Origin of the sequence: Helicobacter aurati (assembly GCF_003364265.1) — a bacterium.
GTDB lineage: Bacteria > Campylobacterota > Campylobacteria > Campylobacterales > Helicobacteraceae > Helicobacter_A > Helicobacter_A aurati.
In genome coordinates this window covers 1-24,774 of sequence record NZ_NXLW01000003.1, presented here as the reverse complement: position 1 = coordinate 24,774, position 24,774 = coordinate 1, and the positions used below count along the sequence as shown (strand labels likewise).

Here is a 24,774-nt window from a genome sequence, read left to right as displayed (position 1 = left end):
GCAAGGAGTAGAATGTGGAATATTTGTTGAGTTTAATTATCGCTTGCCCTCTTGTCGCGTGTCTCTTTGTCTTGATATTTGATGACGGTGGAGCAAAGCGATTTGGCAGAATCATTTCTTTTATCGAATTAGGGTTAGTGGTTACTTTATGGATAAGTTATCGCCCTGATGTTGTGGATGTACAATTTTTTAATAAGTTTTTCTTAATTCCGCAATTAGGCATTGATTATGTTGTTTTTGTTGATGGAATCTCTTTATTTCTTATTGTTTTAACAGCCTTTCTTATATTTATTGCAACAATCTATTTACGTAGACTCGATGATGCAAAACCCTTTGTTGTTTGCTTGCTCTCATTAGAGGGGATTCTCATGGCGTTGTTTTTATCAGAGAATGCGTTGATGTTTTATACCTTTTGGGAGTTGGCTTTGCTTCCTGTGCTTTATATGGTTGGAGCATGGGGCAGCGGACAAAGGATTTATATTGGTTTGAAGTTTTTTGTCTACACTTTTGCTTCAAGCGTGATTATGTTGCTTGCAATTATTTATATGGGGTATTTATGCTATCAGCAAACAGGCGCATGGAGTTTCAACCTTTCAGTATGGAGGAGTGCAGATATTTATATTCCTTTTGAAACACAAGTTTGGTTGTTTTTGGGCTTTTTCCTCTCTATTGCTGTAAAGATTCCAATTGTTCCCTTACACACATGGCTGCCACATATTTATACCGAATCACCAGCTTTAGGAAGTGTTATGCTTTCGGCTTTGCTCTCTAAGATGGGTACTTATGCTTTGTTACGTTTTCCGTTGCCATTATTTCCCGATGCAAGTATTTATTTTATGCCAATTGTGAGTGTTTTGGCGGTAATTATGGTCGTATATGCAGGGATTATTGCGTTTAAGCAGAAAGATATTAAAAAAGTCATTGCGTATAGTTCTATTTCACATATGGGAATCGTAGTTCTAGGAATTTTTAGTTTTAATAGCGAAGGAATTAGCGGTGCAATATTTATGATGGTAGCACACGGAATCACAAGCGGCGGTCTATTCCTCTTGGCTGGTATGCTGTACTATCGCACAATGACAAGACACACCAATGACTTCGGAGGAATAGCTACTGTTATGCCTCATTACTCTACGTTTTTTGCTGTGGTTATGATGTCTAATGTAGGCTTACCTTTAACAATTGGTTTTGTTGGTGAATTTTTATCGCTGTATGGTTATTTCCAAACATCGCCTATTCTTACTGCTCTTGCGGGTACGACATTAATTATTTCAGCAAGCTATATGCTTTATTTGTTTAAAAATGTTTTTTATGGTGAATTTGTTGAGAATAAATCTTTCACTTCGAATTTAAAAGATATGAATTTTAGAGAATATTGTGCGATTGTTCCAATAGTCTTAGTGATTATATGGCTTGGAGTATTCCCTAACACTTTGTTGAAGCCCATGCAGATTTCTGTACAACAGCTTATTGCTACAATCTATACTTTAGCGCATGAAGAAAGTAGCAAGCAGCATTTATTAAAAGTCAATGAAGGTCTTATTGGTCCTGTAATCTCGCAAAGATATTCTATTGATTCTGAACATACAATCTCTAATAATGACAATCCGGATGATATATTAGATTCTGCCGAAATTCGTCAGGCTTTAGAGAAGTTATTTCAAGAATATCAGCAAGAAACATTATTGAGTGAAGAATTACATGAAACGTCATCGCAAGATTCCCCTGCTGATGAAAACGAACGCGCAATACAACAAAATAGGAGTAACCAATGAATCAAACAGAACTCTCTATGTATTTCTATGCTTACATGCCATCTGCTATTTTGGTTATTGGGGCTATTGTCGTATTATTTGGCAATGCTTTTGCCAATTCTTTTTCGCGTAGTACAAGCCTTTCTTTATGTATGATTTTTATTGCTTCCGCATTTTTGTTCTGTTTAAGTGTGGGGCATCGCATGAATACTTCTTTTGTGAGTTTAGTTGCTGAACTTATCATTCTTACTGCCTCGTTCTTTTTTGTATTCCTTACTTTTTCTCGATTACGTTTTGTGGAATTTCAAACGGCTGAATTTTACCCTTTATATCTCTTTTCGGTTTCTGGCTTTTTATTAATGTCAAATGCCAATAATCTTATTTTTGTGTTATTGGGATTAGAGATTGGGAGTTTGCCTTTAGCTACGATTATTGCCTTTAATAGACGATCGCATGGGATTGAGGCAAGCATCAAATATTTCGTAGCTAGCGCATTAGCAAGTATATTTTTTATTTTTGGAATCTTGCTTTTCTATCTTTATGTAGGAAGTTTCGGTATTGCTGATGCTATGTCTTATTATAAGGAAGTTTCGCGCTATGAAGATATTTCAAGGCATCTTATTGTGCTTGGTGGTGTGATATTTATTTTGGCTGGGCTTGGGTTTAAGGTTTCATTAGTGCCTTGGCATAGTTGGATGCCTGATATTTATGAAGCAAGTAACCCTGTGTTAGCTGGTTATATTTCTATTGTTCCAAAGATTGCTGGATTTGTTGTTTTTTTAGAGATTTTTGGTGTTATTTTTGATGTGGAAACTTTGCAAGATGGTTTTGTAGAAAAGCTCTTGTGGACGTTGTTACTTATTACTATTACCTTGCCAAATATTGCAGCTCTTTTGCAAAAAGATATAAAAAGAATGCTTGCCTTTAGCTCTATATCTCATTCTGGCTTTGCGTTGGCTTGTGTGTATTTAGGTAGCTTTGAATCTTTGGCACTTTATTGGATATTATTTCTGATAACTAATTTAGGGGCATTTGCGCTATTGTGGGTCTATCGTCCTAATAATATTGCAGTGAGTGCTTATTCTGGCTCTGATTATCATCTTGAGAGATTCTATGGATTTAGTAAAATTTGTCCAATCGGGGCACTTATTATGGCTTTCTTTATGCTGTCATTAGCCGGAATACCGCCTTTTAGCATTTTTTGGGGGAAAATATTTGTTGTAAGTAGCGCGTTGCAAAAGGGAGAAATCGCTTTGGCTTTTGTAATGATGTTTAATAGTGCAATTGCTGTATGTTATTATCTTAAACCGATTGTTGCTATGTTTTTTAGAGCAAAGCATGCGAATGAAGATCCAAATTTCTATCAAAACAATGCTACTTCTAGCATTAAATTTATTATTGCAACTTGCGCCTTGCTTAGTTTTTGCGCGGTATTTGTAGTATCTTTTGCATTAGACTTTCTTATGCTTGGAGAATGAATAGATGGTAATCAAGTTTTTAGATTCTACACCACTTGCTAATTATAAGATTCTTAGTAATTCTATCACGCCTAGACCCATTGCTTGGATTAGCACAATAAGTAGCGCGGGAGTAGTGAATCTTGCTCCTTTTAGCTTTTTTGCTCCACTTTGTGCGACTCCTGTTATTTTTGGAGTCAACATTATGAATAAAGGGAATGGAGAATTAAAAGACACGCTTATCAATGCAAAATCTACGCAAAAAATAACAATTAGCACGGTACAAGTGGGATTTTTAGAATCTATGCAGCAAACTAGTACAGAACTGCCCTATGACGTTAGTGAAGCAACGCAATATGCTATTCCTTTAGAATCTGTTTCTATCCATTATCCACCGATGGTACAAGGGAGTCTTGTAGCATTTTTTTGTGAATTTAAAGAGATATTACAGTTTAATCAGACTTCTTCAACTCTCATTGTAGAAGCAAAAGAGGTTTTCATTCATGATAATATTTATACCGAGAATCTTAATTTCAGTATAGACAATGTTGGCAGAGTTGGAAAGAGTTTTATTTATAGATAGTGAGATTTTCTTAAGAGATACATGGTAAGTGTAAATGGACTTTTTTGCTCGTGTTTTTGAAGCACTTATTAGCAATGATATAGAATCTAAGCGTGCGCAAATAAAAGAAATCTCTATTAATTTTGATTCTATGCAGTTTATTCATGGAGGCGTTATACATACCTTATCAGAACCTTCATACACAACATTGTGTAAAATTACTCACCCTACGAGAATCAAACGTCCTAAGAAGTGTGAAAGTGTAAAGTCAGTCGCCAAAGTGCTACACTCAGTAGCGCATATCGAGTATAACGCGATTGATTTGGGGCTGGATGCTGCGTATCGATTTAGAAACATGCCAAAGCAATATTATAAAGATTTTATTGAGTTGGCTTATGAAGAAGTAACGCATTTTAATATGCTAGAGTCTCTTTTATTGGAGTTGGGGTTTAAGTATGGAGATTTTTTTGTCCACGATAATCTCTTTTGTGCTATGCAAAGAACACCTACTTTAATTGAACGTATGGCTTTGGTGCACAAGGGGTTAGAGGCTTTAGGGTTAGATTCTAATCCTTTTGTAGCACAGAAAATTGCAGAAACCAATCTTTCTTTGAAAGAGGAGATTTTGCGAGTCTTAGAAATTATTCTGCATGATGAAATCGCGCACGTTGCAAAGGGTGGGAAGTGGCTATCGTATGCACAAGATAAGGAAAGCGATAGCCGTTCTTTAGCGCAGATTCTAGAATCTTTTAGCGATTTTAATCTGATAGGTAAAATTCCAAATATCATTGCGAGACAGCGGGCAGGCTACACACAAGCAGAAATAGAATCATTGCAATCCTTACAGAGATAATTACTTGCTAGGGACTTTCCTTAATGTCTTGAAAAATTTTATTTTTTTGTGAAAAATCATTAAATGTATTAGGTTAGAATCTTGAAGCGATAATAATTATTTATTATCAAACAATTTTTATTTTTTACAAGGAGACAAGCATGTTAGTAACAAGAAAAGCACCAGACTTTATTGCTCCAGCAGTATTGCCAAATAACCAAATCGTTGATAATTTTGAATTAAGTAAAAATTTGGGTAAAAATGGCGCTGTTTTGTTCTTTTGGCCAAAAGACTTTACCTTTGTATGCCCTAGCGAAATTATTGCAATGGACAAGAGAGTTAAGGCTTTTAATGAAAGAGGATTCAATGTGATTGGAGTGTCTATTGATTCTGATGTTGTGCATTTTGCATGGAAAAATGTAGCTATTAATCAAGGCGGTATCGGTCAAGTAACTTTCCCAATGGTTTCTGATATTACTAAGCAAATTTCAAGAGATTATGATGTTCTCTTTAATGGAGCAGTAGCACTTAGAGGAAGTTTTATTATTGATAGAAATCAAATTGTTAGACATGCTACAGTGAATGATTTACCACTTGGTAGAAATATGGATGAATATTTGCGACTAGTAGATGCGATTCTTTTCCATGAGGAACATGGCGAAGTTTGTCCTGCTGGTTGGCAAAAAGGCGATAAAGGCATGAAAGCAACAGCAGATGGCGTGAAAGAATATCTTTCACAAAATAGCGATAAGCTCTAATTCCTATTTTATTCATTAGATTTGCATTCAGCAAATCTCCTTCTCTACAATATAAGCTATTGGCAAATCTTGCTAGATAGTTTATACGGATCTTCTTTTACTTCCTATCCATTTATTAGAACACTCTTTCCTATGATTCTAAGATTGTGTTTTGTTGCTCTTCTATTCTATATAGTTGTAGTACAATTACTTTGTTATTAGCACTAGATAAGGAATAATAATGCGTGATTTTTCTCAAACTCTTAATCGTTTTGATACTTGCTCACTTAAATGGAATGTTATGAAAAACGAACTACCCATGTGGGTGGCAGATATGGATTTCCAAGTTGCTAAGGAAATTACAGAAGCATTGCATAAAGTGTTACAACATGGAATCTTTGGCTATACAGTTGTGCCTGAATTATATTTTGAAAGTATTATGACATGGTGGCAGAGAAGGTATTGTTTTGCTATGCAAAGGCAATGGCTGCTTTTTGCAAGAGGAGTTATCCCAGCTATTTCTTGTATTATTCGTCATTTTACAGATGAGGGAGATTCTGTATTGTTGCAATCCCCTGTTTATCATGTGTTCTATCGATGTATTGAAGAAAACCAACGAGAAGTACTAAATAATGCGTTGTTGTATCGTAATGGGGATTATGAAATAGACTTTGAAGATTTAGAAGAAAAACTTAGTGCGACACGAACAAAGGTTTTTCTCCTTTGTAGTCCGCATAATCCTATTGGTAAAGTTTGGGATAAAGAGATATTACGCAAAATAGGGCATTTATGTGCGAAGCATAAGGTATTGGTAGTAGCGGATGAAATTCATTGCGATATAACTGCTCCTTTTGTACGTTATATACCGTTTGCATCAATTGATTCTCTTTGCGCTGCGCATAGTATTACAACACTCTCTGCTGGCAAAAGCTTTAATATAGCAGATTTACACACCGCTTGTCTTGTTGTTCCTAATAGCGATATACGAAGAAAGATGTTAAGAGCTTTGCAAAAGGAGCATGCGCATTCGTCTAATATATTCGGATTACAAGCCTGTATCGCTGCTTATACGCAATGTGAATATTGGTTAGAATCCTTAGTGCAATATATTGAAGAAAATAAAACAACACTTCAAGATTTTATTGCTACCCATTTGCCTTATTTGCGGGTTGTTCATTCGAATGCAACCTATCTTGCATGGATTAATTATTCACAAATTCCATCGAAAGATTCAGAGAGCATAGAAAACTTTTGCGAAATATTGCGACGTGAAACAGGACTCTATGTTTCCAAAGGTTCAGACTTCGGGGAGAATGGCAAGGGGTTTTTGCGTATGAATCTTGCAACTTCGAGGGAACGATTAGAGGATGGATTACGGAGATTGCAGGCGGGTTGTCATTTTATTGAATCACGTTGAGGAGGATTATTCTTAAAAAGGTATTGTAAAGATACTCCATAAGAAAAGCTACGTTGTATTGCTTCATCATGCGCAATAGGATAGCCTATTGCAAATTCTATACGCAATTTCGGAGAGACATATAAACTCATTCCACCTTGAATAATCACATCAGCCGAACGTAAAACCTTGCTTTGTATGGGTATATCTACATAGATTCCGCCAAATATTCCTGCGGTTTTAAAATTATAAAAATAATCGATTCCACCTCCAGCGGCAAACAAATTGTTTTTATCAAGGCTCTTATAAGCCACACTTGCATATCCCTTGAAACCATGATTATCAGCCAACTCATAAAATATTCCCGCGTGCAGAGATGTTGCGAAGAAATTTACATCCAGTGAATGGAGTCGCGTTTGATAATACCCATTAAAACTTCCACCGATAAACCAGCACAAAGAGGTATTGTTGGCTGTTTGTTGTTTGGTTTTGTTTTGACGAAAATCAAAAATAGAACGTTGCATGTTGCCTTTTTCTTGCGGCTTTTCTTGATTATTAGAATCTTGTTCGTTTGTAGATTCTGTTTCTTGATTTTGTGGGGAGTCTTCTGTTTGTTTCTGGCTTTGAGATTGTTCTTTTTGCTCTTGTTTTTGCTGCAATTGCTCAATAACAATACTATCAAGAGAATCCGCAAACAAGCAAATGTGTAGCACACTATAGAGCATAAGGTTTCGTGTCATCTATTATTCTCCATGAGGTTTAGAATCGCATTTTCTCTCATTTTAAGGCTTTAAATTGAATGGCTACTAGTTACGTTGCAGTAAGAAAATATGCTAAGATTGTATTGTAACTTTGATTACTTAATGAAGGATAGTCTATGAAAATCTTTGGCACAGATGGCGTTCGTGGCAAGGCTGGCGTGGATATTACTTCTATGGTTGCTTTGCGTCTAGGAATCGCCGCTGGAATCTACTTTCAAAGAAACAAAATTGCTAATAAGATTCTCGTAGGCAAAGACACAAGAAAGAGCGGCTATATGGTTGAAAATGCGTTGGTTTCTGGATTAACTTCTGTTGGCATGGATGTTATCCAAATAGGACCTATGCCAACGCCCGCAGTTGCTTTTTTGACTGAAGATATGCGTTGTGATGGAGGAATTATGATAAGTGCTAGTCATAATCCATTCTATGATAACGGAGTGAAATTTTTTGATAGCTATGGCTTCAAGCTCTTTGAAGATAAGGAAACTTTAATTGAGGAAATCTATCACAATGTGGATTCTTTGCAATGTTATAAAACAGATAGAGAGATTGGCTCAAGCAAACGCATTGATGATGTAATTGGTCGATACATTGTGCATCTTAAGCATTCTTTCCCCAAGCATTTAAATTTACAAGGGATTCGGATTGTTTTAGATTGTGCAAATGGAGCAGCTTACAAGGTTGGTCCGAGTATCTTTAGGGAATTGGGTGCAGATGTTATTGTGCTTAATAATACTCCTAATGGTTATAATATTAATGAAAATTGCGGTGCTATTTTCCCTCATTCTTTGTCTTTAGAAGTAAAACGTATGCGAGCAGACATTGGTTTTGGGCTTGATGGTGATGCCGATAGACTTGTAGTTGTGGATAATCAAGGAAACATTGTAGATGGGGATAAGCTTATTGGAGCATTAGCCCTTTTCCAAAAAAATCAAAAGAGCCTTAAGAATCTTGGCGTAGTCGCAACTATTATGAGCAATAATGCTTTAGAGGATTTCTTGCAATCAAATGGGATACAGCTTTATCGTTGTGGTGTTGGCGATAAGTTTGTATTACAAGAGATGTTACGGCATGATTTTATTTTTGGCGGAGAGCAAAGTGGACATATTATCTTTTCACGATTTGCGAAAACGGGTGATGGTTTGGTGTCTGCATTGCAAGTATTGGCACTAATGGCAGTAAGTCAAAAATCAAGTAGTGAAATTCTTAATCCTTTTTCTCTCTATCCACAAATACAAGCGAATCTTCCTATACAAAAAAAGATTCCGTTTGAAAATATTGAAGGCTTGACTCAGATTCTCAAGGAAATTGAATCAAAACATATTCGGCACATTATTCGTTATTCTGGGACAGAAAATAAATTGCGAATATTGCTTGAAGGTAAAGAAATTAGCATGTTAGAAACTTATCAAAATACATTAGGAGAATTTTTTTTACAAAAATTACATTAAAATAAATTGTTAGTACGTTAAGGAGCAGTAATGAAATAACATACTATTAGAGTACAATGCGAGCAACGAGATACAACAGGAGCAGGGTAGATTCTGATGTATCTCGCTATTGAATAGAATATGTTTTAACTTTAAATATTTAAGGAGTGGTTATGGTTAAAAAGTATCGTTTCGGCTTGGCTTCAAAGATGAGGTTAATAATCTTTGCTACGATTTTTATTACTATTGGTATTTTATGTGCGGTTGTTTTAAGGCAAGTCAAAAAAACACAAATAGAATCTGCTATGGATTCTATATTGCTGTCCGCTAAGTATAACGCTAGCAATGCGAATGCTTTGTTAAATTCTGGTTTGTATCCGTTTAAGGTATATGCTTCTAGTCTCTCACATTTTCATGCGCTAGAATATAGTTATCTGATTGACCAAGTTCTTGGAATTACTCACGAGAGTGATAATACAAGTTACGGATTTCTCTATTTGATACATAGAAATTCTGATGCTCCAGAAAATATAAGAATTGATGACGGTCTTATGATTTTTGCTAGCCAAAGTAGTTCAAATATTTTACGAGTTGATAGAGAGATTCTCAATCTCCCTGCTGTGCAACAAGCGATACAGACTCGTAAAGAACAATTAGGTGTTCCTATGCGCATAAGGATTGAAGGTCGAGAAATACAAGGTTCCGTCTTTGCTTTCCCTATTATCAATAAGCAACGTGAGGTTATAGGTGTGTTGGGTGGTATATTGGACTATGAGCATATTGCCAATGTGCTCCTTGCTACGACTAATGTCTCATATCCTGATGAAGCGAGAATTTTAATAGCACAAGATGGCACAATTATCACTTCTAACTCCAATAACAAAGATAAAATCATCGGTTTGAATTTACGTGATTTAGTAAAGATGTCGCCACATTTGGAATCTGTGGTTGCTAAAGTATTGAATAATGAAGAAATGAAGGCAGCTATCAGGGATACAACAGGACAGAAGAATTATGCGGCACATGCTAATATCAATATTCCGTTGTTTGACGTGATGTTAAATGGCATGTTTTAACGCTTACGCCAACAAAGGATATACTTTCTGTCTATTATAGTTTGCGCACACAAATTATCATTATGGTAGCATGTGTAATTGTTATTGTGCTTGTCGTATTGACATTTTTTACAAAATGGCAAATCCTAGCGAGATTAATGCGATTGCGTACTTTTCTCGATAATTTTTTTAAATATATTAATTATGAAGGTAAAAAGCCACAACCTATTACAATTACCGCAAATGACGAACTAGGCAATATGGCAGAAGCCATTAATGCCAACATAGAAAAAACACAAAAGAGCCTAGAACAAGATTCCTTGCTTGTGAATGAAGTCATGTCGATTGTTGATGAAGCAAAGCATGGTCGCTTTGGAAAGAACATTACACAGACTAGCTTGAATCCACAAATCAATAAACTCAAAGATTCTTTGAATGAAATGTCCCAGACTCTCTACAATCTTATCGGTGATAATCTTGCAGATGCTAAAAGAGTCTTTGATTCTTTTGAAAAGAATGACTTTACTCCAAGAATAGAGAATCCACAAGGGTTAGAGCAAGGTGTCAATAATCTTGGAGATTCTATAACGCAAATATTTATTACCTCACGAAACTTCGCTAAAGAGCTTGAATCTCAATCTAAAGAATTAGAGAATGCAGTCAATACACTTTCAGAATCTTCCAACAAACAAGCAAGCTCTTTAGAAGAAACAGCCACAGCTATTGAAGAAATCACTTCTTCTATGCAGAGTGTTTCTGGAAGAACAGATGAAGTCATTCACCAAAGTGAAGACATTAAAAATGTAATTGGAATCATTAGAGACATTGCAGACCAAACCAATCTCTTAGCATTAAATGCAGCCATAGAAGCAGCAAGGGCAGGAGAACATGGCAGAGGCTTTGCAGTTGTAGCAGATGAAGTAAGAAAGCTTGCAGAAAGAACACAGAAGTCTCTAGGAGAAATAGAAGCCAATACCAATATCTTAGTGCAATCCATTAATGATATGGCAGAATCCATTAGAGAACAAGCACAAGGCATTTCTCAAATCAATGAAGCAGTTTCACAATTAGAGAACGTAACGCAAGATAACGTTGATATTGCACACAAGACACAGACTATTAGTGATAATGTTAATGCTATTGCAAGTAAAATTTTAGATGATGTAAACAAAAAACGATTCTAAAATATCATTTAGAAATCTCTAATGGTTGCTAGTAGATTATTTGTTAAAAAGGTTAAATATGGTTTTCATTCAAGCATGTTTTAGACAATCTACCCCCTATACCCCTATTTGGATGATGAGGCAGGCGGGCAGGTATTTGATTGAGTACAAGCAGGTACGCTCGCAAGCGAAAAATTTCTTAGATCTTTGCATGCGAGTAGATTTAGCCACAGAGATTACCTTGCAACCAATTACTTTATTAGACGTTGACGCGGCAATTCTTTTTAGTGATATTTTAGTGATTCCCTATGAAATGGGATTAGAGTTAGAATTTATTCAAGGCTTTGGACCTAAGTTTCAACGATGTATTGATTCTGCGGATTCTTTGCGTTCGTTAAAAACAGGGATACAGCATAGTCTTAGCTATGTGTATAATACTATTTCGTGCGCTCGCCAACAGCTTTCTGCTGACAAAGCGTTAATCGGCTTTAGCGGTGCACCTTGGACATTGGCTACTTATATGATTGAGGGACATGGGACAAAAAATTACCATAAAAGCAAAAAAATGCTTTACACTAACCCTTCTTTATTAGATAAGCTTTTACAGATTCTTAGCAATGAAATTAAACAGTATTTAAGTCTGCAGATACAGGCAGGTGTCAATGCAGTCATGCTTTTTGACTCATGGGCGAATGCTCTTGAGATGTCGCAATATTTAGCATTTGGCTGGAAATATCTGCAAGATATTACCTCTTATATCAAACGCGAATACCCTCACATACCTATTATTGTGTTTCCACGAGGCGTAGGAGCATATTTAGAAAATTTGTATGGCGAATTTGACGTATTGGGTATCGATTGGCAGATTAGTATGCAGGAGGCAAAACATAAAGTAGGTCATAGATTCGTTTTGCAAGGTAATCTTGAGCCAGCGCGACTTTATGATTATGATTCTATGCAACAAGGCGTTAAGGAAATACTAAACATCATGCAAAATAAAGGGCATATTTTTAATTTAGGGCACGGCATGATAGAGGATTTACCTCGAGAGAATGCTGTCGCATTAGTCAAAATTGTACGCGAATTATCAAGTCAATTTAATTAGTTGACATTTGATTATTCTGCAATGAATTTGATGATTTAAGGGATTATGTTGCGCCGTCCTCGACTACTTTATAATATACAGGGCATTATCAAAGCAAAGATACCAAAGATTTTTTTTCAAAAAAAATTAGAATCTTCTATCTCTCGTATTTTTCGCATGTATGATAAGCAATGGGATATTTTACAAAAAAGAGTGAATTTCTGCAATCAATTGCAGCAAGCTTTTGTACTGCCACAAAGTGAGTCGGAATTGCCTCCTAAAACAACCATTGATAATAGCAAACAGTTTTCCCCATTTAGTCGCTTGTATCAACTAGATGTCATATCTCCACATATAGACAATATTAGAAATAATAGTGCGAAGTTTGGTTCGGTTTATTATTTTGATTCAGAAGAATGGTTGCGATATTTTCCTAATTCTTTACGTTGGGCATTTCTGTATAACGATGTAAGCTCTTTGCTTAACACTCCTAGCATTGTGAAATCTCGTCCTATCGTGCCACAAAATGATTGCTCCGTGCTTTTGCAATTAGAAAAATACAGGCATTTTCAATTTGTGCACGATACTATGGATTTTAAAGACAAAAAAGACATGTTGCTTTTTCGTGGAGCGGTATATCAAAAACACCGAATACGTTTTTTTCACAAATATTTCTTTCATCCTCAATGTGATATAGGGCATGTTGGGAGAGTAGATCCTACTATGACTGCAAGCCATGTTACGCAAATGCTTGATTCTGAAATGAAACTAGCATATCCAGATCAAGCATTCATTGCAGACACAAAAAATATTACCAATGCCAATTCGCAATACACGCATTCATTACAGAATCTTCACGAGCTTTGGCGTAAGCCTAAACTACCGATTGCGGCGCATTTGCCTTATAAGTTCTTGTTAAGTCTTGAGGGGTATGATGTCGCGAGCAATTTAAAATGGATTCTTAGCTCCAATTCTTTGTGCATTATGCCAAAACCAGAAATGGAAACATGGTTTATGGAATCCTCTCTTAAGGCGGACGTGCATTATGTTGCAATTGATAACACATATAGCGATCTTATAGAAAAGATGGAATATTATAGACGCAATACAGATGAAGCACAGGAGATTATCCACAATGCGCATAAATTTTGCGAGCAGTTTTTTGACGCGAAGCTAGAAGCAGCGATTAATTTATTAGTGTTGAGGAAATATTTCTATCTCTCCTCGCAATTAGATATTAGCAAGGAAGAGCAAGAACTCTTTACCGTATGATTATCATAGCCACCACGAACTGCCGTTTGTAGGGAAATATTGTATTTTTTTGCGATTTGCATAAAACCATTGCTGAATTGATTGGCTAAAGATTCTAATCTTGTATAGAGTCCTGTATCTTGTTTGATCACAGCTAGAGTTGCGAGCCCAGCTGAAACTGCAATAGGATTACCGCTTAATGTTCCTGCCTGATAGACATTGCCTAAAGGGGAAAGCATATCCATGATTTCTGCTCTACCTCCAAATGCGGCTAAGGGCATGCCACCGCCAATAACTTTGCCATAAGTGGTTAAATCGCCTTTGACTTCATAGAAAGGATAAGAACCCTTAAGGCTAGCACGAAATCCGCTCATTACTTCATCAATGATTAGTACAATATGTTCTTTATCACAGATAGAACGTAGCCCCTGTAAAAATTCTTGTGTAGCAGGCACTAAGCCCATATTGCCCGCGATTGGCTCAACAATGATTGTTCCGATATTTTTATGGGCTTTTAAACATTCAAGTACAGAATCTAAATTATTATATTGGGCTACAAATGTGTGTTTTGCAATATCGTGGATAACTCCTTTAGAGCTAGTCTCTCCGAATGTTGCTAACCCACTTCCGCTTTTTACTAACAAACTGTCACTATGTCCATGATAGCATCCCTCAAATTTCATAATACCGTCTTTACTACTAAAGGCACGTGCGAGTCGAATAGCACTCATTGTTGCTTCTGTGCCGCTATTAACAAGTCGTATTTTTTCTACGCCTTCACAAGTACTAATGATTTCTTTTGCAAGCGCAGTTTCTAGCTCTGTTGGTGCACCATAGCTCAATCCTTTTTGTGCTGCTTGCTGTACCGCTTGAATGACTATTTCATGGCTATGTCCAAGTATAAGCGGTCCATAGCTTTGTACAAAATCGATATAGGAATTATCATCCTCGTCAATCAGATAGGCTCCCTTTGCCTCTTTAATAAAGCGAGGCGTACCTCCAACGTTACCATAGGCACGTACGGGGGAATTTACTCCGCCAGGAATTACTTGTTTTGCTTCATTAAAATCATTAATGCTATTTCTTATATTCTTCATAATTTTCCTTTAGAATCAGCAATAGTTTCCAAATTATACTATGTTCTCTATTGTCTATTGTTTTTGCGTGCTTGTTTCATCAACTAAATAAAGTAAATTCTGCCATGTAAAGCCGCTGTGATGACTTAACCCTATTTCGCAAGTACTTGAGCTACTAAAGCCTCTTTTGCAGGTTGTGTTTGCATAAAAGTCAGCAAATTCTCTTAACGCGCTTGCATTGAGTTCGGGGGTGCTAAAACCTTTATTGCCTGCGAATCCACAGCAATGTGTTTTTTCATGAACGAGAATACGTCCGTTTGTACAGGCTTTAGCTATTTTTTGCAATGTATCCTCCGCTTTTCCTTTTTTTGTCGCACAGGTTGCATAAAGTGCAATATCTTCGTTGAGCGGCGTAATGTGTAATCGATTCAAAAGTACTTCAACAATGTATTGTGGCATGTCATAGACTTTTAAGGGCGGATTCTTAGAATCTTGTTTTGTAGCAATAGAGTTTATAAGCTCATAGCTACACGCGCTATGGTCGCATACTATATCGATATTGTTGCCTTGTGTTAGTTGCATAAGCGTTGCATATAACTCCGATGCTTTGCTAGAAGAAGTTTCGGGATAATTTTTAAAGGCTTTACCGCAACAAAGGTGTTCGAGATTGGTTGGATAAATAATTGCTATATTAGCTTTAGCACAAACGTTTTCAAATACCTGCTGTAAAGTGCGGCTATCACTCATTTGAGCTGAAGGGGCAAAAGTACGATTAATGCAGGTACTAAAATAAATGACTTGCCTATCAGCTGGAGAAGAATGCGTGTGTTTTGTTTGTGGGATATAGTTGTTGCTACGTGGCATAGTAGTGGGGATAAAAGGCATGCGCAAAGATGTATTTGCCTTGTTGCTTAGCTTGCTGATAGTGTGATTCCCAAATATTTTATTCCCGATATTGGCTAGATTCAAGCCAACTTTTGCCATTCTTAGGGTAAGAGGCAAGTTTTTTCCTACTTGTGCGGCAATGAATTTTGCAGTATTTGAGACGGTGTTGGGTGTGATTTGTAAGGCGATTTTTGCAGTGTCAATTTCTAGCGGGCAAAGTGTCGCACATAGTGAGCAAGTTGCGCAAGTTTCTACACCCAAATAGAGATAATCTCTTTGTAATTCTTCTAAGAGCTGTGTTTCTTCATGTGTTGGGGATTGCTTGTTTTGTAGTCTTGCGATTTCTCTTTGGATAGTGATTCTTTGTCTAGGCGTAAGACTTAGTTCTTTGCTAGGGCATATTTTTTCGCAGAATCCACATTCCATACAGCCATTAATGAAATCCTCTACGGCAGAGGAAGATTTAAAGTTTTTAAGATGTATAGAAGGATCAGAAGAAATAATAACATCAGGGTTAATGAGATTATCGGAATCAAAGATAGCTTTAATTTTTTGATTCATTGCATAGGCTTTTTTACCCCATTCTTTTTCGACAAATGGAGCAACCATCCGTCCTGTACCATGCTCTGCTTTTGTAGAGCCGCCAAGCGCAATTACAGAATCCACCATAGCCTCCATAAAAGAACCAAAGCGAGCGCTTTCGCCTTCATCGTCTAAAATAGGAGTAATAATAAAGTGCACATTCCCTGATAACGCATGTCCAAAAATAATACCCTCAAAGTTAAATTCAGTAAAGAGTTGTGTTATTTTTTCTATACCCTGTGCAAAGGTTTGTGTTTCAAAACAAATATCTTCCGTGATTACTACACTTCGATTCGGTCGCATTGAAGCAGAGAGTGGCAAGAGTCCTTTGCGAATTTTCCACCAAGAATTTTGTGTTTTCTCATCAAGGCTAAACTCTTCTCCAAAAAGACTAGGCGCATTTTTAAGTGCTGTTGTAATAGTGGTGATTTTAGATTCTAAGCCTTGTTTATTAGAATCCTCGAGTTGTACAAGCAATGCACATTGTCCTTCTTGTGCGTCCATTATCCTTTCGTCTATATTGTCTAAACTCCTAACAGCCTTTAAACAACCATAGTCCATAATCTCCGCGGCACTCACAATATCTTCATTACGTGCAAGAATCTCTACTGCTTTTGATGCGCAGTATAAATCCTGATAAAATAATAGAGCACATGCTTTATGCGTGTAGTCTTCTACGCATTCGTATTCTACTTTTGAAACAAACGCTAAAGTTCCCTCTGCGCCGATGAAAATATGATTTAAAATATCTTTGAGTTCATCAAAATCAAGCAGGGCATTCAAACTATATCCCGTAGTATTCTTGATAGCGAATTTACGTCTAATCAGCGCGCATAATTCTTTATCATCTAAAATTTCTTGGCGAAGGGTTAGCAGAGCGTCTGCTTTGTCTTTATGTAATTGCATGAAAGCCGATAAGCTTTCGTTTGGCTTTGCTCTTTCGCTTGTATCAAGTACAGAGCCATCATGTAAGATTACTCGCACTGAACGTATAGTTTGATAGCTGTTTTGTTTCGTTCCGCAACACATACCACTAGAATTATTAGAGAAAATCCCCCCAATCATTGCATTATTGAGAGTGGCAGGATCTGGCCCTATTTTTTTGTTAAAGGGTTTAAGTACCGCATTGGCTTCGCTGCCAATCACGCCGCAATCACAAAAAATACTTTCTGCATTGTGTGTTATTTCTATGTTTTTCCACATCGCATTTGCTACTACAAGGATATTATCGCTACATGCTTGCCCACTAAGGCTTGTCCCTGCGGCGCGAAATGTAAGAGGCACATTGAATTTTTGACTTAGTGTAAAGAGTTGTTGTATCTCTGATTCATTGTGCGCTATAACAACGGCTTTTGGAATGTAGCGATAGCAAGATGCGTCTGTGCCGTAAGCAAATAAACGAAGATAATCTGTGTAGACTCTGTCTTTACAAATCACTTGTGCTGCATTGATAAAACCTGTGAAATCTTTGAAGTCCGTTCCCATTCGTATTCTTTATTTAATTAATAATTGTGACTTAATTATACTATTAGAATCTTTTATGCCAAGTCAAAATATGTAAAATGTGAAAAAAGGCTTGAATATATTGTGTTGTAGAATGAAATTTATACAATTAAACAAATAAATGCCAATCAAAGTGTGAATAAATGGTGGAGCTGTGGGGAGTTGAACCCCAGTCCAAAAATGAAGCTTCTTAAGAATCTACATGTTTAGTAGGCAATGCTGTCTTTTTGTGGTTATCCAGTGCCCCGAGATAGAATCCACAAGCAACCTTTGTCTTTTCCTTTACTTTCGGTGCGAGCAAAGAAGCATCTAGCGAGAATGACGATTCTAGCTTTCTGCTAGAAAGAAATACTAGAATCGGCTCCAAAAAGCGATGAAGCTTACGCTACTTTTGCGTAAGCTGGAGCGTAATTTGCGTTGTTTGCGTTTATAAATTGTGGCAGTTTCAGAGCGTACCGGCTCACATGCACTTAAGCCTATCCATTCCTGTCGAAAGCCAAGTCAGCCCCATTGTATTTGTGAGTAGAGAGCATAACGAAGCTATGTCTCTTGTTGGTAAAGCCACAAGAATTATAGTATCTCGCACTTGTTAATTTTGTATAAATATATCAATAAATTTTTAAGCCTAGAAAAATTTTCGTTTTGCTTGAAATAAAAAGTGGTATTATATTGAGAGTTTCCATTGCCTTAAGTGGAAACATAGTATCGTTAAGATTCTATACCAATAGATATTTAGGAGAATTATTATGAAAAGGTTACTGTATTTGGTTATACCGAGTTTGCTACTTTTTGGCGTAGGCTTCGCAGGTCAGATAAAGGTAGGAGCTACTCCTGTCCCTCACGCACAGATTCTGCAATCGGTTGTTCCTATGCTTAAAAAGCAAGGGGTGAATTTAAAAATAGTTGTTTTTAATGATTATATAACACCTAATCTTGCTTTAGAGGATAAATCATTAGATGCGAATTTTATGCAACACTTGCCGTATCTCGAGAAAATCAATAAAGACAAAAACCTGCACTTAGTCAGCATTGCGCAAATCCATATCGAGCCACTTGGAATCTATTCGCAAAAAATTCGAGATATAAGCCAACTAAGAAAAGGGGCTGTTATTTCCGTGCCTATCGATGCAAGTAACTTTGCGCGTGCGCTTATTTTGTTGCACAACAGCGGAATCATTACGTTAAAAGATCCAAATAACCTTGCTGCAACAGAACATGACATTAAGAGCAATCCTAAGAAGATTAAGATTAAGAGGCTTGATGCTGGTTTGCTAGCAAAAACTCTTGATGATGTCGATGCGGCTGTTATTAATGGTAATTTTGCGTTGCAAGCAAATTTGAAAGCTAAAGATGCGTTAAAGCTAGAAGATTCTCGATCGGCTTTTGCTAATATCTTAGTCGTACGATCTGGAGATGAAAATAGAGAAGATATTGTAGCCCTCAAAAAGGCATTACAAAGCCCAGAAACAAAGAAATTTATTGAAGAGCATTATCAAGGGGAAGTTATTCCCGTATTTTAGACTATAAAAGCTAGATTGCAAAGAGGGCAAAAATTAATTTAAATCAATAATATTTTCAAGTATAATTTTTATCCATTAGAAAATAAAGGAAGTATCTTGAAAATTGTGGTTTTTTTGCTCATTTTATTATGGGGTGGGGAGAGTTTTGTCTGGGCGCAAGAAGTCAAAGTGCATACTTTAGCCAATCAGCTTATTATGCCAAATAGGATTATTGCGGATAAATCCTTTTTATATATCAGTAATGTTGCTAATAACACATCTAACACCATCAAACGTGGCAATGCTTTTATCTCTAAAGTCAGTAAAACAGGCGTGCTTATAGAATCTCATTTCATTAAAAATCTTGATTATCCTCAAGGCATGGTAGTTCTTAATAATATTTTGTATGTTATGGATTCTGATAGAATCAAGGGCTTTAATCTACGTACCAAAAAACAAGTGTTTAACTTGCAAATTAATGGCGAATCGCATTTGAATGATATTATCTATGGTGGTGCTAATACGTTGTTTGTAAGCGGTAGGACAACAGGGGTTATTTTTGTAGTTGATTTAAAAAGAAAGAGCTATTCTACATTTGTTGTTATTCCATTCTCTCTTTGTTCCCCATATCGTTTAGCGTATTATGGTACGAATCTCTATGTTATCACTTCTTGTAGGCAGGAACAAGCTCGGATATTACAAATTGATATTCACCGAAAAAATATTACTCATTTGAGTAGCTTATCTGGCAAGTTTTCTGATATAGCCGTTACAGACAAAGGAGAGATTTTTGTAAGCAAGAGAGAGGATAAAGTAGCGCAGCATGTAGAGGAAGAATCTGTTAATGTGCGCAATATTTTATATAAGATTACTCCTGAAGGTAGGGTTTTTGAGATATATTTGGAAAAAGAAATCAGAAACTTTTCGGATTTTCTTATTGATTCACAAACGTTGTGGTTTTTGGATTCCGAAAACGCTCATTTACTGCAAATTGTTTTCCCTAAGACTGCAGTTTAAGCCAATCTAATAATTTTTGTCTATCGATTTTGCCATTGGCATTAAGTGGCATAGAATCTATTTTAAAGAGTTTGCTAGGCATTGCGTATTTTGGGATCTTGTCTTTGCAGTATTGTATTATTTCTTGATGTGTGATAGTTTCCCCTTGGTAACATAAGACAATTTCCTCTTGCCTATACAACACACAAACATCTTGTATTTTTTTGTGATTCGCAAGAATATTTTCGATTTCACCTAATTCGATTCTATAACCGTTATGCTTGATTTGAAAGTCCTTCCTACCCACTAGCACGATTTCACCATGTTCATTGTAATAGCCTAAATCCCCTGTTTTATACACTTTATCATAGAAATTTGTGTGCAGAGGATTCTGTATGAATGCTCGTTGTGATTTTTCTGTATCTCGACAATATTGCAAGGAAAGACAAGAGCCACGAATATAGAGCTCTCCGGTTGTGAAAGAGGTATGTATCAGCTTATTGCCAGAATCTAACAACAAGATTTGCGTGTTGCGGCAGGCTTTACCGATAGGGATGATTTCTTTGTCATGAAATGTTCTTTTCACTATATGATAAGCGCATATATCTGTGATTTCGCTTGGTCCATACAGATTAGCGAAGGTAGCGTTAGGATAATTCGCAATCCAATAGTTGAGTGTTTTGGCATTGATAGCTTCACCTCCAAAGAAGATTTTTTCTAGTTTTGGTTTGCATACTTTCAATAAATCAAGGTTGGCGATATTTTTGAGTATCGAGGGCACCCAATAAATATAATTCACATGTTTTTGCTCTACGAATCGCAGCAACTCTAAAGGGAAAAGAAATTTTTCTTCGGGAATGAGTAGTAACTTTACGCCAAGTGCAATACTGGGATATATATCGAATAATGATTTATCAAAATAAAAAGGTGATTGATTCCCAATAATATCATTGACACTAGGTCTAAGAGAATCTTCACTTATTATCCATTCTATATAATCAATCACAGATCTATGAGAAACAACCACCCCCTTAGGAATACCTGTTGAACCTGAAGTATTAATAATATAAGCTGGATCTGTATCAATTCTGTATTGATACTTAGTTTGTTTCATAATAGATTCTCGCAATAAATCTTCTATCAAAAGAATCTGCATACAAAAGGATTCTTGACAATTTGATTCTAAATAACAAACACTTTCTTTAGAATCAAAACTCTCCCCTAAACAATCAGACAAAACCCCTAAATGCTTTGTATCTGCAATAAGAGCTTGAGGCTGAATATTACATAAAATATTTCTTAGCCTCTCTTTAGGACTCTTCACATCAAGAGGCATATACATATTGCCCGAAAGCAATACACCAAACAACGCAACAAGAGATTCTATACTCTTAGGCAAGAATAGGGCATAGCATTGCGGTGGATTATATAGATGATAAAAATCACTAGCAATGTTTGTCAAGCGCGCTTGTTCTGATGAATATGATGTTGTGTTAAGCAGGTTACTTGAGAGAGTGAAACATTCTTTTGCTAAGGCTTCAAAAGAAATAGAGCGATACTTGTCTTGACAGGCAATTTTGGCTGGATGATTCTTTGCAGTGCGTAAAAAATATTCCATAACGTTAATATGCAACACGTCCTCCTAATAGGTTATTGTATTTGAAGCGCAATCTATTCATTGCTGTCCAGCCATACCCATTGCGCCATCTAAGAAAATATTTTGTCCGCTTATCCATCGGCTTTTGGAATGTAGAAACTCTATAAGATTCGCTACATCTTGGATAGTGCCTTGCCCTAAAGGATAAATTGTGTCCATTTTTTCTATGAAAGAATCTGTATAGAGAAATTCCGTGCCACTTGTGCGAATGCCCGCTAGCACAACGCTATTCACTTGTGTATAGGGAGCTAATTCCACGCTTAGACTTCTAGCTAGAGAGCATAATCCAGCTTTAGAAGCACCATATAACCCCATAGCCTTATATCCTCTATGCGCGCTAATGCTTGAGAGAAAGATAATGTTTCGCAAATGCTTTCTATGTAGCTTGCTGCTTAGAGCCTTAATAATCTCACAGATGCTAAAGACATTTACGCGAAACATTCTTTCGCATTCAGAAAAACAGAAATGTTTGATTGCATTAAATTGTGCTATCCCTGCAATATGTATCACGGCATTAATATATACCGTATCATTAGGAGCTGTTTTAACGTGATGTAAGGCACGTTCGGAGTAGCTTGAATCTAGCATGGAAGATTGATTCTTAGAATCTTGCATGGACTGCCCCCCCCGTATTGTTTGAATGTTCAATGTGCGTTTGTAAAACGGCTTGCAATGATGGAGAAAGATTCTCTATATTTTCTAAATCATGTTGCCAGATTCGATTCAAAGGGTTTGCTAATTCTTTGAATAAAAAATCAAGCTTTTGTGTGTTTCTACCGTGTAAAATCAAAGGATAGGCTTTAAGATTTCGACAAACCGCCATACCAATATCCGATGTGGCACCTGTAATAAGTGTGTAATTCATAAGGCTACCTTCTTTTCATAAATATATGTAGTATCTAAATGCTCTCTTGGATAGGGTTCTGCGAGCATAAAATCAATATTGTTACGTATGTTGTCTGCAATGATTGTATAAGCTTGTTTCTCCTCTACTATTTCCAAAGAGCCATTGCCTAGGGTTGTTCTTTTGATGGCGCGATGCGCATCAAGTGCCTTGCTAAGAGTGTCATCACTAAAGGCTTTTACATTGGCGTAGCGCACAGGCAGGATAAATGTTTCCCATTCTTGTTTGTCTTGGTCGATAATGTAGCCACTAAATTCTTTATTGTAGCGATAGGGTACTTGTAATTGTTCCTCAACATAATGCGAATGCGTGAAGCAGTCATGCACTCTATTGCCAAAGAAGAGAAACTTTACTCTTTCTGCATAATGCAATCTATCAAAAATAGAATCTTTCCCACAGGAATGTTTCCCTAAAAGCAACAAATCAGAAGGTACGCTTTGTGAGGAACAAGGGATAATAGCGCAAGAGAGAATAGGATCTCTTGTACGTTTGGCAATGTCAAGCTTCCTTAAATATTCATTCAGCATTCCCATAGAAGACTTAGAATGCACTCTATCAAAGTTTTCTTTATTGCAAAAACTAAATGTGAAAGTAGGTACAATAAGGTATTTCGCTCCAAGTTTTAGCAAAATATCGCTTAAATGCTTTAGGATTTCTTGTTTTGGCAAGAGCGGTATGCCAAAGTTTAGCGCAGAATGAATAAAAAGATATTCGCTATTGCAAGCTTCTATTTTGCGCAGACTTGCAAAAATATCTTGTTTTGAGATTGTTGTGTGTTGTGTTGCAAACAGAGCAGGTGAACGCATGAATGTCCTTTTGAATTAAATGTGCAATCCGCCATCTACTTGTAAACCCACTCCCGTTATCCAACGAGCTTGTTTGCTAAGTAGGAATCTTACTGCATGTACAATGTCTTCTTTGTTACCTTCTCCTAGAGGGTAGGAGAGGAGTATCTTTTCTTTTTGCGCAGGGGTAAAAAGTGTATTAGTCATGTTTGTGTCAAAAATACCGCCGCATTGAATGCTATTTACTCGAATCTTTGGTGCAAGCTCTAAGGCTAAACTTCTCATATAGGAATCTAATCCGCCTTTTGTAGCGGCGTAGAAACTATTACCTACTTCTCCTTTCTGACTAAAGGCACTTGAGAGAAAGACGCAATTCTGCAAGGAATGTTTTTGCTTTTTAAGCAGGTATTTCATAATTTCCATACATGCAAAAAGATTGACATTTGAGACTTCAAGCATTTCTGCATAATTAAACGTCTTAGCATAGCCCACATAACGTAATCCAGCGCAATGGATAAAAGCTTGTATAGTGTTTTCTCCACATTGATTGAGTATGTTACTAAGGGAGTCGATTTTGCTTAAATCGCATAGAAGAGGGAGAAAATCCCGCTTTTTGTTATGGTTTAGTTCGTTTTGCAAGGAATGTACCTTGTTGGTATCCCTTGCGAGAACAATAAGTGAATATTCTTCGCTTAAGGCTAGGGCTATACTTCTACCTATGCCCGAAGTAGCACCACTAAGTAAAATAAATGGTTTATTTGCCGTCTTGCTCATGCTGCTTATCCGCAATGAGTTGCAATAAATCTTTGACACTTTTTGCTTGTTGCAACTCATTTGTGTAGAGATTGATTTGATATTTTGTGTCCAAAAAAGCAATAAAGGAAATAATGCTTAAGCTATCCCAATCCTCAAAATCCGCTAGTAATTGTTCTTCACTCAATGAATCTACGTCTAAAAGTTCTTGTAACTTCTGATAAATTTCTTGCATAATTGCTCCTTAATTAAAAGTAAATATTTCATTCTCACCGATGACTACGGCAGGATTGCCAAAGGCGATTTTGTCATCTCGCATACGCTTAAAAATAATGCTTCCGGCTGATATTTTGCAATTGTTGCCTACAACCGACTTTGGGAAGAGATTCACTCTAGGACCTAAATAATTCCCATTGCCAAGTTTAGAGAATCCACCAAATCCAGAATAAGAACCAATCACATTAAAATCTCCAATCTGGCTATCATGTCCTATTGCAGATTGCACATTAATAACGTTACCTGTGCCGATTTTTGCGTTATAGGCAATCACACAAAACGGTGCAATCACATTACATTCCCCAATATATTCTGTATGTGTAATAAAAGCTTTAGGAGAAATAAGATTATAGAATCTTGTTTTATGCTTCAACTC

General features: G+C 36.5%; 21 protein-coding genes, 1 other RNA gene and 2 pseudogenes. 13 read left to right on the top strand and 11 right to left on the bottom strand.

Annotated elements, in window-relative coordinates:
* The first annotated feature begins 14 nt into the window (after positions 1–14).
* The 6 genes from CQA66_RS02230 (at position 15) to CQA66_RS02205 (ending at position 6,759) form a co-directional block, all read left to right on the top strand.
* A complete protein-coding gene (locus tag CQA66_RS02230) occupies positions 15–1,775 on the top strand; it encodes a complex I subunit 4 family protein (protein WP_233707750.1) in 1,761 nt (586 codons plus the stop codon).
* A complete protein-coding gene (locus CQA66_RS02225; RefSeq protein ID WP_104763244.1) occupies positions 1,772–3,232 on the top strand; it encodes an NADH-quinone oxidoreductase subunit N in 1,461 nt (486 codons plus the stop codon). The genes CQA66_RS02230 and CQA66_RS02225 overlap by 4 nt, the downstream gene beginning before the upstream one ends.
* 4 nt (positions 3,233–3,236) lie before the next feature.
* A complete protein-coding gene (locus tag CQA66_RS02220) occupies positions 3,237–3,794 on the top strand; it encodes a flavin reductase family protein (protein ID WP_104763243.1) in 558 nt (185 codons plus the stop codon).
* A gap of 34 nt (positions 3,795–3,828) precedes the next feature.
* Positions 3,829–4,626: a ferritin-like domain-containing protein gene (locus tag CQA66_RS02215; protein WP_104763242.1), complete on the top strand. Its 798-nt coding sequence runs from the start codon at positions 3,829–3,831 to the stop codon at positions 4,624–4,626.
* 140 nt (positions 4,627–4,766) lie between these two features.
* On the top strand, positions 4,767–5,363 hold the full coding sequence (locus CQA66_RS02210) for a peroxiredoxin (RefSeq protein ID WP_104763241.1): 597 nt from the start codon (positions 4,767–4,769) through the stop codon (positions 5,361–5,363).
* 220 nt (positions 5,364–5,583) lie between these two features.
* Positions 5,584–6,759 (top strand): MalY/PatB family protein, encoded by a 1,176-nt coding sequence (locus tag CQA66_RS02205; protein ID WP_104763240.1) that lies wholly within the window; start codon positions 5,584–5,586, stop codon positions 6,757–6,759.
* Here CQA66_RS02205 and CQA66_RS02200 read toward each other — a convergent pair.
* On the bottom strand, positions 6,738–7,478 hold the full coding sequence (locus tag CQA66_RS02200) for a hypothetical protein (RefSeq protein ID WP_104763239.1): 741 nt from the start codon (positions 7,476–7,478) through the stop codon (positions 6,738–6,740). The two genes, CQA66_RS02205 and CQA66_RS02200, sit on opposite strands and share 22 nt — an antisense overlap.
* 137 nt (positions 7,479–7,615) lie before the next feature.
* Between CQA66_RS02200 and glmM the strand changes: the two genes are divergently transcribed.
* The 5 genes and pseudogenes from glmM (at position 7,616) to CQA66_RS09420 (ending at position 13,503) form a co-directional block, all read left to right on the top strand.
* Positions 7,616–8,950, top strand: a complete 1,335-nt coding sequence (gene glmM, locus CQA66_RS02195; RefSeq protein WP_104763238.1) for a phosphoglucosamine mutase — start codon at positions 7,616–7,618, stop codon at positions 8,948–8,950.
* A 152-nt stretch (positions 8,951–9,102) separates the two neighbouring features.
* Positions 9,103–10,005, top strand: coding sequence for a cache domain-containing protein (locus CQA66_RS09430; RefSeq protein ID WP_104763237.1), 903 nt, complete (start codon positions 9,103–9,105; stop codon positions 10,003–10,005).
* A gap of 497 nt (positions 10,006–10,502) precedes the next feature.
* Positions 10,503–11,168 (top strand): annotated as a pseudogene (locus tag CQA66_RS09560) (methyl-accepting chemotaxis protein); the annotation flags it as partial.
* A gap of 58 nt (positions 11,169–11,226) precedes the next feature.
* Entirely contained in the window at positions 11,227–12,252 is a 1,026-nt protein-coding gene (hemE, locus tag CQA66_RS02180) for a uroporphyrinogen decarboxylase (protein WP_104763236.1), read from the top strand.
* Positions 12,253–12,300: 48 nt separating this feature from the next.
* The gene (locus tag CQA66_RS09420) at positions 12,301–13,503 is read left to right on the top strand and encodes a glycosyl transferase family 90 (protein ID WP_244910949.1); all 1,203 of its coding nucleotides are present in this window, start codon (positions 12,301–12,303) and stop codon (positions 13,501–13,503) included.
* 11 nt (positions 13,504–13,514) lie between these two features.
* On the opposite strand, the pseudogene hemL reads toward CQA66_RS09420, so the two are convergent.
* From hemL to ssrA, 3 genes and pseudogenes are all read right to left on the bottom strand, one after another.
* A pseudogene (gene hemL / locus CQA66_RS02170) lies at positions 13,515–14,579 on the bottom strand (glutamate-1-semialdehyde 2,1-aminomutase); the annotation flags it as partial.
* A gap of 54 nt (positions 14,580–14,633) precedes the next feature.
* Positions 14,634–17,510 (bottom strand): FAD-binding and (Fe-S)-binding domain-containing protein, encoded by a 2,877-nt coding sequence (locus CQA66_RS02165; RefSeq protein ID WP_104763234.1) that lies wholly within the window; start codon positions 17,508–17,510, stop codon positions 14,634–14,636.
* Between the two features lie 162 nt (positions 17,511–17,672).
* Positions 17,673–18,037, bottom strand: a transfer-messenger RNA (tmRNA) gene (gene ssrA / locus CQA66_RS02160).
* A gap of 237 nt (positions 18,038–18,274) precedes the next feature.
* Between ssrA and CQA66_RS02155 the strand changes: the two genes are divergently transcribed.
* Both CQA66_RS02155 and CQA66_RS02150 read left to right on the top strand, forming a co-directional pair.
* Complete coding sequence (locus CQA66_RS02155; protein ID WP_104763233.1) at positions 18,275–19,048, top strand: MetQ/NlpA family ABC transporter substrate-binding protein; 774 nt, start codon at positions 18,275–18,277, stop codon at positions 19,046–19,048.
* A gap of 96 nt (positions 19,049–19,144) precedes the next feature.
* Positions 19,145–20,044: an NHL repeat-containing protein gene (locus CQA66_RS02150; RefSeq protein ID WP_104763232.1), complete on the top strand. Its 900-nt coding sequence runs from the start codon at positions 19,145–19,147 to the stop codon at positions 20,042–20,044.
* Here CQA66_RS02150 and CQA66_RS02145 read toward each other — a convergent pair.
* From CQA66_RS02145 to CQA66_RS02115, 7 genes are all read right to left on the bottom strand, one after another.
* Entirely contained in the window at positions 20,028–21,659 is a 1,632-nt protein-coding gene (locus CQA66_RS02145; RefSeq protein ID WP_104763231.1) for an AMP-binding protein, read from the bottom strand. The genes CQA66_RS02150 and CQA66_RS02145 overlap by 17 nt on opposite strands.
* 39 nt (positions 21,660–21,698) lie before the next feature.
* The gene (locus CQA66_RS02140; protein WP_104763230.1) at positions 21,699–22,295 is read right to left on the bottom strand and encodes an SDR family oxidoreductase; all 597 of its coding nucleotides are present in this window, start codon (positions 22,293–22,295) and stop codon (positions 21,699–21,701) included.
* Entirely contained in the window at positions 22,282–22,545 is a 264-nt protein-coding gene (locus CQA66_RS02135) for an SDR family oxidoreductase (RefSeq protein WP_104763229.1), read from the bottom strand. The genes CQA66_RS02140 and CQA66_RS02135 overlap by 14 nt, the downstream gene beginning before the upstream one ends.
* A complete protein-coding gene (locus tag CQA66_RS02130; protein WP_104763228.1) occupies positions 22,542–23,390 on the bottom strand; it encodes an AAC(3) family N-acetyltransferase in 849 nt (282 codons plus the stop codon). Before CQA66_RS02130 ends, CQA66_RS02135 begins: the two co-directional genes overlap by 4 nt.
* 15 nt (positions 23,391–23,405) lie before the next feature.
* Positions 23,406–24,143: an SDR family NAD(P)-dependent oxidoreductase gene (locus CQA66_RS02125; RefSeq protein ID WP_158657019.1), complete on the bottom strand. Its 738-nt coding sequence runs from the start codon at positions 24,141–24,143 to the stop codon at positions 23,406–23,408.
* Positions 24,124–24,357, bottom strand: a complete 234-nt coding sequence (locus CQA66_RS02120) for an acyl carrier protein (RefSeq protein ID WP_104763226.1) — start codon at positions 24,355–24,357, stop codon at positions 24,124–24,126. Before CQA66_RS02120 ends, CQA66_RS02125 begins: the two co-directional genes overlap by 20 nt.
* Before the next feature lie 9 nt (positions 24,358–24,366).
* The coding region (locus CQA66_RS02115; protein WP_483401380.1) for an LbetaH domain-containing protein at positions 24,367–24,774 on the bottom strand (408 nt) is incomplete at its 5' end.